Here is a 14,782-nt window from a genome sequence, read left to right as displayed (position 1 = left end):
GCTGCAGCAGTCACAGCGATCTGCCCGCTGCGCTGTTTCTGAAGCCCCACCACGCTATTTCTGAAGCAAGGCCGACTCGTCAAAAGTCGCCAGATTGATCACCGTTCGCTCGTGGGACGTGTAGACGAGCAGAATGCGGCCGTCGGCGGCTTGAATGACGTACGGATACGCATAGTCGTAGGGCCCCACGGCAATGTTGCGGCGATGGGGATAGCTCCGGTCGCCGTCGGTTGACAACGCCACGGTCAACGGCGTGCGATCGGTCATGCTGTCGTTGTACACCAGCAGCAGGTTTCCGCTCGCCAGCCGCAAGAAATCGACCGCGGCATTAGGGTTGGGAAACTTCGTGTCTTCGCCTTTGCTCCAGGTGCGCCCGCCGTCGTGCGATTCGCTCCGGACGATGAAACCATCGGGAATCGGATCGTAACCGCCGCCGCGCCGGCAGTAGGCCACGAGATGGCCAGGGCTCAATTCGGCCGCAGCCGGTTGCAGGTTACCTAGCCGCGACTCGATGCGTTGGCTCTCCGTCCAGGTTTGATCGGCAGGATGAAAGCGCAGAAAGTAAGACGACGTGTCGGGGCCGACCTTTTCGATGTCGTGCCCGGTCTCGTGGTAGACCGGCAATAGGTAGTCGCCGTCGGCCAAGGCGAGCGGACGCCCGCGCACCATGGTGCCCTCTTCGAGCGTCAACAGCGCAGGATCGGACCAGGTCTGCGCGCCATCGCGTGAGATCTTGAAATTGATCCGCGAACTCGACCACGTGTCGCCGAATCGCACGACGTAGAACAACCAGACCAGCCCATCGGGGGCCTGCCAGACCACGGCGTTCCCCTCTGAGCGAAACGGCGTATCGGCGATCACGACCGGCGCCGTCCATTGCTGGCTGCCCTTGGCCAGGCGCGACCCGTACACGGCCGTGTCCCGGGCATACTCGCCTTCGCCGCCGTAATAGGCGATGTACAAGTCGCCGCCGGCCAACTCGGTAATCGAAGCAGGGTGCTTATAGGGCCCCGGCGCCTCGGACCCGAACACGCGCTGGACCTGCACCTCTCCGGCCATCGCCGGAACGAAGAACAGTCCCGCAAGTACGAACATCCCGGCCGTCTTCACCATGTGTATCCAGGGTCCTTTCCCGCTAAGCGTGGCCACCCCTGGCCCCGAGAATAACCTGGCGCCGACGATGAGACGAGCGGTACCGCCCGGCAGGGCCGTTTCCGCCGGGCGGCTGCTCCACTAGAATGCTCGCCGTGCGACAAAAACGCTCGCCCCGCTGTTGAAGGGAATTGTCGATGGGAAGACTCGTTGGCTCCGTATTGACGCTGGTCCTGGGTGTCTGGTTCGCTGCCGCGGCCCAGGCCGACGAGCTGGACGATGCCGTGGCACAGATCGCCCTCGTGGCCACCGAAGGTCAGGGGAACGAAGCTGCAGGCGTCGCGTGGGCCACGCTGGCCCAGACCAAGTCCGGCGAATTGCCCCGGCTCCTGGCCGCGCTCGACCGAGCCAGTCCGTTGGCAGCCAACTGGATTCGCTCGGCCGTCGACGCGGTCGCCGACAAGGCCCTCGACAGCGGTGAAAAGCTGCCGGTCCAGCAACTCGAAGAATTCGTGCGTAACCAACGCCACTCCCCGCGGGCGCGGCGCGTGGCCTATGAATGTCTGTGCCGTGTCGATGACCAGGCGCCGGACCGTTTGATCCCCGGCATGCTCGAAGACCCCAGCGTCGAATTCCGTCGCGATGCCATCGACCGGCTGATTCCGCAGGCAGAAGCGGCGATCAAGGCCGACAAGAAACCCAACGCGGTGGCCATTTACCGCCAGGCCTTCATGGCCTCGCGCGATCTCGATCAGGTGCAACAGTTGGCCACCGAGCTGGAAAAACTCGGTGACAAGCCCGACCTGATCACGCATCTGGGTTTCCTGATCAACTGGCAACTGGCCGGTCCCTTCGACAACACCGACGGCGCCGGTTTCGACAAGGTCTACCCGCCCGAAGCGAAGCTCGATCTGAACGCTGAGATGCCCGGGAAGAATGGTCCCGTCAAATGGCAGGCGCATTCCACCGGTGAAGCGCTCGGCAAGGTCGACCTGAACAAGGTGCTGGGCAAGGAAAGCGCCGTCGTGGCTTATGCCTTGGCCGAGTTCAATTCGGAACGGGCCATGGAAGTCGAGATCCGCTATGGCACGGCCAACGCCACGAAATTGTGGGTCAACGGCCAGCTCGTGGCGGCCGACCAGGTGTACCACGCCGGCAACGAGCTCGATCAATACGTGGCCCGCGTGGCGCTGCAAACGGGCCGCAATCTGATTCTGTTCAAGCTTTGCCAAAACGCGATGAAGGAAGACTGGGCCCAAACTTGGGACTTTTCGCTGCGGGTCTGCGATGTCACCGGTGGCGGGATTCTTTCGGCCAAGGTCGTGGCCGCGAATCGCTGAACATTCGACAAACCAGGTAAGGGAATCAGGCATATGAGCAGGTGGGTTTACTCGGCGGCGATCTTGACGGCCTGGCTGTCGCACGTTGCTGCGGCGCCTGCGGCCGACTGGCTGCAATTCCGCGGCACGGACAACACGGGCGTTTCCGCCAGCACGGCCCCGCCCGCCGAGTTTGGCGACAAAAAGAACGTGGCTTGGAAGGTCGAGCTGCCCGGCGACGGAGTTTGCGGACCGATCGTGCTCGGCGATCGCGTGGTGGTGACCGCCTCGAGCGGCCCACGCCAGGATCACCTGCACATCCTCTGCTTCGACGCGGCACAGGGCAAAAAGCTCTGGCAGCGCTCGTTCTGGGCCACGGGGCGAACCCTACACCATCCGACGAGCGCCGTGGCGGCGAACACGCCGGCCAGCGACGGCGAACACATCTTTGCCTTCTACTCGTCGAACGATCTGATCTGCACCGACCGCGATGGCAACGTGAAGTGGCTGCGCGGACTGACGCACGACTATCCGCACGCCGCGAACGACGTGGGCCTGGCTTCATCGCCAGTCGTGGTGGACCAGGTGGTCGTCGTGCAAATCGAATGCCAGGGCGACTCGTTCGCCGCCGGCATCGACGCGCACACCGGCAAGAACCGTTGGCGCATTGCCCGGCCAGCTAACGCCAATTGGGCCTCGCCAACCGTGCTCACCATGCCCGATGGTCGCTCGGCCGTCGTGTTGCAGTCCGGCAAGTCGGTGGAAATCTTCGATCCGCAGACCGGCAAAGAAATTGCCCGCTACGAAGGCGATACGCAAACAATTCCTTCGACCACCGTGGCGGGCGACGTGCTGTTCGCCCCCTGCTCGGGCCTCACGGCGCTCAAGCTGCCGCGCGAGGGCTCGACCATGGAGGTCTTGTGGCAAGCCGCGAAGCTGAGTCCCGGGGCAGCCAGCCCCGTGGTCTACAAGGGCCAGGTCTACGCACTCAATCGGGCCGGCGTGTTGATCTGCGGACGTGCAGCCGACGGCGAAGTGCTGTGGCCCTTGCGTCTGCCCGGCGGACCCTATTGGGCCACCCCTGTCGCGGCCGAAGACCGGCTGTATTTCGCCAGCGAGAAGGGCACCGTGCACGTCGTCCAGGTCGGCGTGGAGAAGGGCGAGATTCTGGCCAGCAACGAATTGGGGGAGCCTCTGCTCGGCACGCCCGCGGTCGTCGACGGCGCGCTCTATGTCCGGGGCGAAAAGCACCTGTGGAAGATCGCCGCGCCGTGACCCGCACTGAGACGGTTCGAACGTCGGGGCCGATCGACGCGCGCATACGGCCGCCGGGGTCGAAAAGCATCACGAATCGGGCCCTGGTCTGCGCGGCGCTGGCCGATGGCAGTTCGACGCTGCGCGGCGCGCTCGACAGCGAAGACACCCAGGTCATGATCGCCGCCCTCGGCCAGTTGGGGATCAAAATCACGCCCGGACCTTTGCCCCGGTCATTTTCGGTCGAGGGCGCCGGCGGCCAGATCCCTGCCACCGAGGCCCACCTGCACGTCGGCAACAGCGGCACGACGATGCGCTTTCTCGCGGCCATGCTCTCGGTGGGCAAAGGGCATTATGAAATCGACGGCGTGTCCCGGATGCGCGAGCGGCCGGTCGGCGACCTGCTTGAGGCCCTCGTGCAATTGGGAGCCAAGGCCACGAGCCTGACCGGTAACCTGTGCCCGCCCGTCTGCATCGAAGCTGACGGACTGCCCGGCGGAACCGCGACGGTTCGCGGTGATATTTCCAGCCAGTTCCTCAGCGGCCTGCTGATGGCGGCCCCCTACGCACGTGCTCCGGTCGAGCTGCGGGTTCCCGGGCCGCTCGTTTCGCAACCCTATGTGCAGATGACACTGGACGTGATGCGGGAGTTTGGAGTCGAAGTGAACGTCTCCTCGACCAACGGTGCAACCTACTCGGTGCCGACCGGGACCTACCGCGCGCGGGACTACTCCATCGAGCCTGATGCGTCGGCCGCCAGCTATTTTTTTGCCGCGGCTGCGATCACCGGCGGGCGCATGACCGTCGAAGGGCTGTCGCGCAAGAGCCTGCAGGGCGATGTGGCGTTTGTCGACGAGTTGGCCCGGATGGGCTGCCAGATCGAATCCGCGGACGATTCCATCACGGTCGTCGGCCGGCCGCTACGAGGGATCACGACGCGGATGACCGATATCAGCGATACCGTCCAGACGCTCGCGGCCGTAGCCTGCTTTGCCGACGGGCCCACGACGATCACCGGCGTGGGCCACATTCGCCACAAGGAAACCGATCGCATCGGCGACTTGGCGCGCGAGTTGCGCAAACTGGGCGCGCAAGTCGACGAATTCCCCGACGGACTGCACATCGTGCCGGGGCGCCTGCAGGGCGCCACGATCGAAACCTATCGCGACCATCGCATGGCCATGAGCCTGGCGCTGGTGGGACTGCGGGTGCCGGGCGTGCAGATTCTCGACCCGGACTGCACGGCGAAAACGTACCCCGAGTTTTTCGCCGATCTGGCGCGCGTCACCGCGGCCACGGTCAATTGACCTAACGGGCACCAAGTCGATGTTCATTCACCGCCGTAATCCGCTCGATCCGGTCGGTGGCACCGAAACGCCCGAAACGGTCGCGATGCACCGCCGCAAATGGCTGCGGGCGGCGGGGCTCTCGGTGGCCGGGATCGCGGCCACCGGCGCCGCGGGCTATGCCGGCTGGCAATGGTGGCGCGGCGATCCGGCCGACATTCTCGCGCGCGGTGCGCCCACGCCGGCTGCTCCAGGGAAGGCGCCGGTCGCCTACCCACTGCGCCGCGACGAGCGATTCGCGTATGGACGAGCGGAAACCATCGAGGTCGAAGCGGCGCGCTACACGAATTTCTACGAGTTCTCGCAGTTCAAGTCGTCGTGGAGGTTGGTCGAGCCCTTTCGGACGACGCCCTGGGAACTGGTGATCGACGGTCTCTGCCGGACGCCGCGGCGCATGCCGATCGACGATTTTCTTGCCCGCTATGCCGATGCCGCCTGCGAGCGGCAGTATCGGCATCGCTGCGTCGAGCGTTGGGCCATGGCGATTCCCTGGAGCGGAGTCCCCTTGGCCCGTGTGTTGAAAGACGTCGATCCCCTGCCCGCGGCGCGTTTCGTGCGATTCACTTCGTTCTTTCTTCCCGAGCAGGCCGGCGGCTTTGAGCGCATGCCCGAGGCCCCGTGGCCATATACCGAAGGGCTGACGCTTGATGAGGCAGGCAATGAATTGACGTTTCTAGCCACGGGGATGTATGGACACCCGCTGTTGAAGCAGCACGGCGCGCCGATCCGGCTCGTCGTGCCTTGGAAGTACGGCTACAAGTCGATCAAGTCGATCGTCCGCATCGAACTTGTCGCCGAACGGCCAGCGACTTTCTGGTCGACGCTAATGCCCGAGGCGTATCCGTTCGAGTCGAACGTCGAACCGGACGTGCCGCGCCCCTGGCCTCAGGACACCGAACGCATGCTGGGAACGAACGAAGAATTCGTAACCCAGCTCTTCAACGGCTATGGCGACTATGTCGCGGGCCTCTACCGCTCGAATCCAAGCGGCTGAAAAACCCTGCACGCTCAAGCACGCGTGCTTGCACTCCTCCGCAGCGATGCCGCGGACAGGAAACGGCAATGGAAACCAGCTTGCCAGGCCATCGAACCGTTAACCGGCCAGACCAATGCGTGCCGATGCCTCGCGCAACAGGGCCTCGGCGCGCTGGAGCAGGGCCGACTCTTCACCCTGGCGAAGGCGAATCGTATCCGGATCGGTGGCGATGAAGTGGCTACGGCAATGCTGGCAAGTCACACCGCGGCCCAGATACTCGACGTTGATCTCGGCCGAACGGCCACAGGTCGGGCACTCTTGGCGGTAGAAAGCTGTCCGACGCATTGGGTATCTCCCTCCACCTTCTTGTCCACAATCCCCTGGGACACCAAGATGGTAGCGAGTCGGTCAAGCTCGATCAAGTATATCCGCCGAAGAATTGGTCATATGAATGGCTCTTTTTTGGAAACCTATTTGGACCATTTGATGCGACGGTCAAAGCTTCACTGATCGTCCTTCATCGCTTCGATCTGCGGCAATTAGTCGCAATCTCCGCGAACATTTCAAGCGCAGACAGTCTCAACAACCCATTTGAACAAAACATCTTAGGTCGATCTTTCAAGTCACCGCGCGAACGACGTCTAGCCGTCGTCCCGACCCTGATATCCTTGGTATCAACCTCGAGCAACGGCTGGAGTTATGACGCTGGTGAACGTGTTTTTCCCGACAAACATGGAAAACGACGATCACCATCTACAGAGGGGTTTCCATCGCCCTCCGCGTCGAGATCAGCGCGCCGCAACCCAGTCTATGAGCTAGGCTTGCGATGACAGGTTGCCGCACCCTATCGGGGTGAATACGGCTGCTTCCTGCAAGAGGTTTCATTCCAGGTAGCGTCAAAATGGAGAAACTCTTCACGCGGACCTTGCCGGCGCTGTTTCTCGCCATCTGCACGCTGCTGGTGATTTTGCCGCAAACCAGCGGGCGCGTGATGGCCTTCGTCGCACAGTTGGTCTACGGCAACTGACGCCAGGCCCGGCTCAAACGCGCCGGGACCCGTTCATTCGGCGGTCAGCCGAATGTGTTCAACGCCGTGGCGCGTCATCCACTCGAGCCAGGCCTCTTGTTCCTCGGTAAGTTCGAGTTCGGTCCTATTTTCGCTGTCCAGAGGCGAAACAATGCGGACTACGCCGTCTTCGAGGCAGGTGCGCGCTTCATCCAGTCGAACCCAATATTCGCCGGCGGGCAGTTTCGGGATGCCGTGCTCGCCGGGGACCGACATGAAATAAGCCACCTCGTGGCGAATCCGGTCAGGCATCACCAGAGGAGCAAGTTCGGGCCGGCCTACGGCGTGAATCAAAGTCGGCATGGAAGCAAGGCAAAGGCTGACGGTCGTAACGGCTGCGGGGACACAAACGCCTGGAGAATCGTCCGCACGGAACTAGCCACGGTATCGCATCCTGGCTTCCGGGGCCATGGCGGGCCGAATTGGGATTTCCCGATTGGCGGCCCCGAATCTCTTTGGTCGATGCTTAACAAAGAGGTACATGGGGGGGAATTCCAATGAATCGTCGACGCAACACCTGGTGCTGCAACTCGACGGCCGCCGCATTGGTGCTGGCTGTTTCGACGGCCATGGCGTCGACGCCGCGCCCGGATTTTCCGGATTTCAAGCAGGTCGTTCACGTCGTTCGCCAGCAGTTCGCCACTGTGCGTCCCACGTGGCGCCCGATCGAACTGATCACGCAATCGCAGGTCAGGGCCGCGCTCGACACCTTGGCTGCGCGCGGCTGGAAGGTCTCGGACCGCGACGCGATTCTCAAGAGCGTGATCGCCGACGGTGATTCGCTGGCGGTGCAATTGAATACCCCCGCCGGGCGCAAGTTCAGCGAACGGATTGCCTCGCTGCCCGGCGGCTATGACCGTGTCGATCGGTTGCGCAAGATCCCCCGCGGAGAGCGTTTCTTGAAGGACATGATCGCCGGTCCGGACGGTGACAAGCTGATCGAGTATTTCACGACCACCCCCGGCGGAGCGGAAATGGGACGGATGCTGGGCAGCGTCCCCGGCGGTGCGCGGTTCAATCAGCCCACGGGCATGATCTATACCGAGCGGCAATTCATCGCCCGGCTCGCCGAAAGTTATCAGCGCGACCTGGCCGAGCGGCAAAGCACGGACGCATCGAGCGGCCGTTAGCGGACGGTCGTCTGCCGCGGTGCCGCAGCGTTTCGTACGGGCAACTCTTCGACCCGCCGAATCGAGCGAATCACGACCGGCTCGACGGGAATCAATTCGAATTGATCGGTGGTGCGCGTTTCGACCTTGGCAATCCGGTCGAGCACGTCGAGCCCCTCGATGACCGACCCAAAGGTGCAATAGCCGTAACCCTCGGCCGTGCGGCTGCGGTGGTCCAATCCAGCGTTGTCGTGCAGGTTGACGAAGAATTGGCACGTCGAACTGTCGATCGACGACAGGTCGCGGGCCATGGCAATCGTTCCGCGGACGTTCTTACCGCCGTTATGTGCCTCGTTCCGGATGGGCGTCCGCGACGGCTTCTCGGCCAATTCGGGCGTGTACGCTCCGGCTAAGGCGATATAGCCTTCGACGACCTGGTGGAAAATGGTCCCGTCGTAATGTCCCTCGTCGACGTACTGCAGAAAGTTCTCGACCGTCAGCGGTACGTGTTCCGAGTCGAGTTCGACCACAAAATCGCCGAGGTTGGTGGCAATCTTGACGCGGGGTGGGCCCTCGGGTTCGCGGCGGGCCATGCGCACGTCGGACTCACTTGCCTGTGCCTGCGGTGCCGCGTGATCGGCCGGTTTGCTGCAACCGCCCAGGCAGAGCCCGCAGCCCAGCACACCGGCGAGCTGTAGCCAGATGAATGCGGGAAACGCGTTATGAAGCCGCGGTGCCCGGCTGATCAAACGGCAGACGCGCCGCAGCGGCGAAAGCGCAGCGTGGCTGCGGACACGACCCCCAAGCGATCGGTTGCCTTCCATGGCGATGCGATCTCCGGCCCGAGTGCAGCCCGGGAACCATGGCCCGGGACGAATTAGCGGAGCGGTATGATGCGACAGCACCCCCTGGAAATGCAAGCTCGGTTTCAGCCCTGCTGGCAGCCGCGACGAGCGCGGCGGTGATTCATTTTTTGCGCCAGCGCCGCAACGCGTAGGTAGAATCAAGTACGGAACCCCGTCGCGATCGGTCCCGGGACGGGCGAAGAGGCCGCATGCCGGAAGCCGCATGTCGAATCGCTGGTTGAATTTGGCGATTATTGCCCTGTGGCTGGCGAGCATGACTTGGCTGGTCGTGGCCAAGGTGCTGCCGCCGCTGCTCGTCGGCGAGCCGCCGTCGTATGCCAGCATGCTGGATGGTGGGCCCCAGCATCTCGCCTGGGATATCCTGCTCGACGATCGACGGGTCGGCGAGGCCCGCAGCACGCTCGAAGACCGCGGAGGATTGACGAGCCAACTGACGAGTGACGTGCGACTCGACGGGCTGCCGCTCGACAAGGTGACGCCACCGTGGATGGTCCCCCTGATGAAGGCCATGGGCGGAGTTAACCTGGCCGGCGCCGAAATCAGCCTGCACGCTCAGAGCTGGATCAACATCGACCCCTTGGGGCAACTCATCGACTTCACCACCGCGTTGAGCTTCGGCGAACTACACGACTTCGTGCAGATCCACGGCGAGGTCGACGAAGGGCGGCTGCCGATCGAAGTGCGCTGTGGCGATCTGCGAACGCGTACGATGGGGTACTTGCCGCCCTCGGGCATGATTTCCGACGCGCTGTCTCCCCAGGGCCGTTTGCCAGGGCTGCGCGTCGGCCAGCGCTGGACCGAGCCGGTCTACAGCCCCCTGCGACCGGGCAACAGCCCCATGGAGATTCTGCAAGTGAGCGTCGAGCGCCAGGAGCCGCTCGAATGGCAAGGCACGCTCGTCCCGACGCTGGTGGTCGAATACCGCAACGATGCGGGCGCGAAGCTGGGCGCTGACGATCGGGTTCGTGGCCGGATGTGGGTCCATCCGCGCGGCGACGTCCTCAAGCAAGAGATGTATCTGCTCGAGACGCGGCTGATCTTTGTTCGCAAGACGCCGCTGGACGGCGCGCGCTCTGAGAAAGCGGTCGCAGCCCGCACGCCGGTGTCCGCAGACGAGCGAGGCGCGCCATGATCGAGCTGGAACACGTCTCGAAGTCTTACGGGCGCAAGCTGGCCGTCGACGATCTGCACTTGACGGTGCCCCAAGGTGAGCTGTTCGCCTTTCTGGGCCCCAACGGCGCGGGCAAGACGACGACGATTCGCATGCTCGTGGGCTTGCTGCGGCCCAGCTCGGGGCGCGTGCGGCTTTGCGGGCACGACGTGACGGCCAATGCCCGCGCCGCGGCGCAGTTGCTCGGCTACGTGCCTGACGAGCCGTACTTGTACGACAAGCTCACGGGCCGCGAATTCCTGCAGTTCATCGTCGACATGTACGGCATCTCGGGGAGCGAAGGCACGCGATTCATCGCCCAGCAGATCGACCACTTTGAACTGTCCGCGTTCGTCGATGAGCTGACCGAAACCTACTCGCACGGCATGAAACAGCGGCTGGTGTTTGCCGCCGCGATGCTCCACCAGCCGCAGGTGCTGATCATCGACGAGCCCATGGTCGGGCTCGACCCGCGCAGCGCGCGGCTGGTCAAAGACCTGCTGCGCGAACGGGCCTCGGCGGGAACGACGATCTTCATGTCGACGCACACCCTGGCAGTGGCCGAAGAGATTGCCGACCGCATTGGCATCGTCGATCACGGGCGGCTCCGCTGCCTGGGAACGCTCGACGAGCTGCAGCGCGAACTCTCGCTGCACGGTTCGTCGCTGGAGCGCATGTTCCTCGAAGTCACCGGGGCGAGCAACGCGGCGCCGGCGCCTGCCGAAACGGTACCGGAATAACGGCCGGAGAACTGCATGGCGAGCCTGCCCATCGTCGGTCGATTGCTGGGCGAGCGCGAAGAAGCGCTCGTCTTCGGGCGATTGCGCCGCACGATGATGGGCAATGTGCTGCATCAGGCGCTGACCGAAGGACGGCTCCGCGTGGCCGTCGTAACCGCGCTGAGCCTGACCTTCTGGCTCGGCCTGTTCTGGCTGTTTGCCGACGCGTTCACGTTCTTGCAGGACGTCCTCACGCACCCGGCCACGAAAGAACAGACCATCGAAACCATCTTCGACGTGTTCTTCGTCTCGTTGATGGTGATGCTCACGTTTTCGACCGCCATCATCCTCTACGGCGCCTTGTACCGGACGCGTGAAGCGGAATTCTTGATGACCCTGCCCGCGCGGCCGCAGCGGGTGTTCCTCTTCAAGCTGCGTGAGGCCGTGCTGCTGAGCAGTTGGGGGTTTGTGCTGCTGGGCACCCCGGTGCTCGTGGCCTACGGCATCGTCACGCTCGCGCCCTGGCATTTCTTCGCGTTGCTGATGCCGTTCTTGATGGCCTTTGTCCATGTGCCAGCGGCCATCGGGGCGATCCTTTGCCTGGTGGTCGTCGAATGGCTGCCGCGGCTGCGGATTCACCTGCTGACGACCCTGGCGGTGCTGTTCCTGGCCGGCGCCGTTTACTTGGGCTGGACCGTCTTGCAAGAGCCGGTGAACGGCCTGTTCACACCCACCTGGTTCCGCGACATCCTGGCCCGGCTCAGCTTCAGCAAGAATCGCCTGTTGCCGAGCTGGTGGCTGTCGCATGGGCTCCTGGAAAGCGCCGCGGGCCGGCCGACGGAAAGCCTGATGTTCCTGACGGTGTTGATCGCCAATGCCCTGTTTGGCCAATTGCTCGCGGTCCTCGTGGCCGGCAAGTTGCTGCGACCGGGCTACGCGGCGCTGCACGGCGAAAAAGCCGGGCGCGTGCAGGTCGACCTCGGCTGGATCGATCGCGCGGTCGACCGGCTGGCGTATCCGCTGCCGACCTCGATGCGTCTGTTGCTGGTCAAAGATCTGCGGTTGTTTCGGCGCGATCCCATTCAATGGTCGCAATATGCGATCTTCTTCAGCCTGTTGGCGTTTTACTTCTTGAACATTCGCCGGCTGAGTTACGACGTCAGCCACGTGTCGTGGGTCAATGCGGTGAGTTTTCTCAATCTGGCCGTGGTCGGGTTGATCGTGTCGATTTTCACCAGCCGGTTCGTATTCCCGCTGATCAGTCTCGAAGGCCGGCGGTTCTGGATCCTGGGACGACTGCCGCTGGCGCGCGACACAATTCTGTGGGGCAAATTCGTGTTCTCGCTGGCCGGCTCGCTGGTCCCAGCGTTGTTGCTGGTGCTGCTCTCCGACTGGATGCTGCAAGTCCGCCCCGTGGTGTTGGGGTGCCACCTGCTGAGCGTGGTCGTGCTGGCCGTGGGGCTTTCGGGCATTGCCGTCGGCCTGGGGGCGCTGCTGCCGAACCTGCGCGAAGAATCGCCGTCGAAGATCGCCGCCGGGTTTGGCGGCACGCTCAACCAGGTGCTGAGCACGCTGTACATCGTCGCGGTGACGGCGCTGACTGCGGTGCCGTGCCATTTCTACACGGCCTCGTCGACTGCCCTGATGCCCGTCACCTTGCGTTGGGTGCTCTCCGGACTGGCTGCCGCGGTGCTGATCGGCGCGCTGGCCACGGTTTGGCCCATGTCGCTCGGGGTACGCGCCTTTCGACGGCTGGAAATGTGAGCTGGCATAGCGCAACCCAAGACCGCACAAGCCCTTTGCGCTCGACTCGAGGAGCCGTATAATTCGCGACGTCGAGGCCCTGTTGCACAATTCGTAGCGCACGGGCCCCCTCGTCGCGGCTCGTCGAACCCTCTAGGATTTGAGAGACGAACTGCAGGAAGGAAACGCACGAGCGATGAGTGCCCCGCGACGGCGGCTGCGTGTCGGAGCCGTCAACTACCTGAATACCAAGCCGTTGATCTACCGGCTCGACGAGCTCTATCCCGACGCCGAGCTGGTGCTCGATCTGCCTAGCCGATTGGCCGACCGCCTGGCGGCCGGCGAGCTCGACGTGGCCCTGATCCCGTCGGTCGAGAGCTTTCAAGATCCGACCTACTCGATCGTGTCCGACGCCTGCATTGGCTGCCGCGGTCCGGTCTGGAGCGTGAAGCTGTTGAGCCGGGTGCCGGTCGAGCGGATTCAGTCCTTGGCCCTTGATGAAGGGTCGCGCACCAGCGCCGCGTTGTGCCGGATCCTGCTGCACGAGCGGTATGGCCTGCAGCCGCGGCTTGAACGGCTCGATATCGGCCAATCGCTCGAGGACACCCGCGCCGACGCGGTGTTGTTGATCGGCGATCGCGCGATCCACTCGCCGCCGGGCCGGTACGACGCGGTGTGGGACCTGGGCGATCAATGGTGCCGCTGGGCCGAGTTGCCCTTCGTGTTTGCCATGTGGACCGCCCGCGCCGGCGTCGACACCTCGGGCTTGGAGCCTGCGTTGGCCGAATCGCGCGACTTAGGCCTGCGCAACCTCCCGCAAATCGCCGCCGGCGAAGCGGCCAAGTTGGGTTTGACTGAGCCGGAATGCATCGGTTACCTGCGCGACAATCTCCATTTCACGCTCGGCCCGCGCGAACAGCAGGGTCTGGCGTTGTTCCACCGTCTGGCCGGCCAGATGGGCCTGGCCCCCAAAGGAGTCGAACTTGACTTCTCCGCTTACAAAGATTCTTGACAAAGCCGTCGCCGGCGAGCGGCTCTCGCCGGACGAGGGGCTGCAATTGCTCGAATCGCACGACTTGACCGCCCTGGGCCAGGCGGCCGACGCGGTGGCGCGCCGCCTGCACCCCGAGCCGTACCGCACGTACAACATCGACCGCAACATCAACTACAGCAACATCTGCACGGCGGTGTGCGATTTCTGCGCCTTCTACCGGGGCCCCAAGGATCCGGAAGGCTATGTCCTGGACCGCGCCGAGATCCTGCAAAAGGTGCAGGAAACGGTCGACCTGGGCGGCGAACAGATTCTGATGCAAGGCGGGTTGCATCCGCATTTCAAGCTCGATTGGTACGAAGACCTGCTCGCCGATATCAAGCGGCACTTCCCCCAAGTCAACATTCACGCGTTCAGCCCGCCGGAAATCCACCACTTCACCAAGGTCAATAAGCTCTCGCTCGAAGAAGTGCTCGGCCGGCTCAAGACGGCGGGGCTGGGCAGCCTGCCCGGCGGCGGTGGCGAGATCCTCGTCGACCGCGTGCGCAAGGAGATCACCCGCGGCAAAGTGCTGACCGACGATTGGCTCAACGTCCATCGCGTCTGGCACCGCCTGGGTGGCCGCAGCAGCGCGACGATGATGTTCGGCCACGTCGAAACCCTGGCCGAGCGCATCGAGCATCTCGAGCGGCTGCGACAACTGCAGGACGAGACGGGCGGCTTCACCGCTTACATTTGCTGGACGTTCCAGCCCGGCAATACCGAGCTGGACCATCTGCCGCCGGTCGGCGCCTTCGAGTATCTCAAGACCCAGGCCGTGAGCCGGCTGTATCTCGACAACATCGCCAACGTACAGGCGAGCTGGGTCACACAGGGCTTGAAGGTCGGTCAGCTCGCGTTGACCTATGGCGCCAACGACATGGGCAGCCTGATGATCGAAGAAAACGTCGTGGCCTCGGCCGGCACCGTGCATTACCTGACGCTCGAGGAGATTCGCGACGCGATCCGCGAGCAGGGCTATGTTCCCCGGCAGCGCAACGTGTTCTACGAGCTGATCGACGAGCCGGGCGAGGGTCCGCAGGCCTCACAACCGGTAATGGCCGTTTAAGCGGAGCGGCAAGGGAACTGCCCCCGCTCGATGGTGGTTCTCC

The 14,782-nt window shown here is 63.8% G+C and carries 14 protein-coding genes; 10 read left to right on the top strand and 4 right to left on the bottom strand.

Annotated elements, in window-relative coordinates; genetic code table 11:
* Positions 1-54: 54 nt before the first annotated feature.
* Positions 55-1,113 (bottom strand): exo-alpha-sialidase, encoded by a 1,059-nt coding sequence (locus K1X74_12075; protein ID MBX7167058.1) that lies wholly within the window; start codon positions 1,111-1,113, stop codon positions 55-57.
* A gap of 176 nt (positions 1,114-1,289) precedes the next feature.
* On the opposite strand from K1X74_12075, the gene K1X74_12070 reads away from it, so the two are divergent.
* The 4 genes from K1X74_12070 to msrP are packed head-to-tail and all read left to right on the top strand — an operon-like array spanning position 1,290 to position 6,005.
* Positions 1,290-2,432, top strand: coding sequence for a hypothetical protein (locus K1X74_12070; protein ID MBX7167057.1), 1,143 nt, complete (start codon positions 1,290-1,292; stop codon positions 2,430-2,432).
* Positions 2,433-2,465: 33 nt separating this feature from the next.
* Positions 2,466-3,686 (top strand): PQQ-like beta-propeller repeat protein, encoded by a 1,221-nt coding sequence (locus tag K1X74_12065; GenBank protein ID MBX7167056.1) that lies wholly within the window; start codon positions 2,466-2,468, stop codon positions 3,684-3,686.
* Positions 3,683-4,972: a 3-phosphoshikimate 1-carboxyvinyltransferase gene (gene aroA / locus K1X74_12060; protein MBX7167055.1), complete on the top strand. Its 1,290-nt coding sequence runs from the start codon at positions 3,683-3,685 to the stop codon at positions 4,970-4,972. The genes K1X74_12065 and aroA overlap by 4 nt, the downstream gene beginning before the upstream one ends.
* A gap of 19 nt (positions 4,973-4,991) precedes the next feature.
* Positions 4,992-6,005: a protein-methionine-sulfoxide reductase catalytic subunit MsrP gene (gene msrP / locus K1X74_12055; GenBank protein ID MBX7167054.1), complete on the top strand. Its 1,014-nt coding sequence runs from the start codon at positions 4,992-4,994 to the stop codon at positions 6,003-6,005.
* A 99-nt stretch (positions 6,006-6,104) separates the two neighbouring features.
* Here the strand turns inward: msrP and K1X74_12050 are convergent, their stop codons facing one another.
* Positions 6,105-6,332, bottom strand: a complete 228-nt coding sequence (locus K1X74_12050; GenBank protein MBX7167053.1) for a response regulator — start codon at positions 6,330-6,332, stop codon at positions 6,105-6,107.
* Between the two features lie 715 nt (positions 6,333-7,047).
* Positions 7,048-7,281: a hypothetical protein gene (locus K1X74_12045; GenBank protein MBX7167052.1), complete on the bottom strand. Its 234-nt coding sequence runs from the start codon at positions 7,279-7,281 to the stop codon at positions 7,048-7,050.
* A gap of 269 nt (positions 7,282-7,550) precedes the next feature.
* Between K1X74_12045 and K1X74_12040 the strand changes: the two genes are divergently transcribed.
* Positions 7,551-8,183 carry a hypothetical protein gene (locus K1X74_12040; protein MBX7167051.1) on the top strand — a complete coding sequence of 211 codons (633 nt, stop codon included), beginning with the start codon at positions 7,551-7,553 and terminating at the stop codon, positions 8,181-8,183.
* On the opposite strand, the gene K1X74_12035 is transcribed toward K1X74_12040, so the two are convergent.
* Positions 8,180-8,986 (bottom strand): peptidylprolyl isomerase, encoded by an 807-nt coding sequence (locus K1X74_12035; GenBank protein ID MBX7167050.1) that lies wholly within the window; start codon positions 8,984-8,986, stop codon positions 8,180-8,182. The genes K1X74_12040 and K1X74_12035 overlap by 4 nt on opposite strands.
* Positions 8,987-9,230: 244 nt before the next feature.
* Between K1X74_12035 and K1X74_12030 the strand changes: the two genes are divergently transcribed.
* From K1X74_12030 to mqnC, 5 genes are all read left to right on the top strand, one after another.
* Entirely contained in the window at positions 9,231-10,160 is a 930-nt protein-coding gene (locus tag K1X74_12030) for a hypothetical protein (GenBank protein MBX7167049.1), read from the top strand.
* Entirely contained in the window at positions 10,157-10,918 is a 762-nt protein-coding gene (locus tag K1X74_12025; protein MBX7167048.1) for an ABC transporter ATP-binding protein, read from the top strand. The genes K1X74_12030 and K1X74_12025 overlap by 4 nt, the downstream gene beginning before the upstream one ends.
* Before the next feature lie 15 nt (positions 10,919-10,933).
* Positions 10,934-12,661, top strand: a complete 1,728-nt coding sequence (locus K1X74_12020; GenBank protein MBX7167047.1) for a hypothetical protein — start codon at positions 10,934-10,936, stop codon at positions 12,659-12,661.
* A gap of 175 nt (positions 12,662-12,836) precedes the next feature.
* Entirely contained in the window at positions 12,837-13,652 is an 816-nt protein-coding gene (locus tag K1X74_12015; protein MBX7167046.1) for a menaquinone biosynthesis protein, read from the top strand.
* Entirely contained in the window at positions 13,624-14,739 is a 1,116-nt protein-coding gene (gene mqnC / locus K1X74_12010; GenBank protein MBX7167045.1) for a dehypoxanthine futalosine cyclase, read from the top strand. Before K1X74_12015 ends, mqnC begins: the two co-directional genes overlap by 29 nt.
* Positions 14,740-14,782: the final 43 nt, after the last annotated feature.

This window comes from Pirellulales bacterium (genome assembly GCA_019694435.1).
Classification (GTDB): domain Bacteria; phylum Planctomycetota; class Planctomycetia; order Pirellulales; family JAEUIK01; genus JAIBBZ01.
This window is presented reverse-complemented; position numbering and strand designations above follow the sequence as displayed.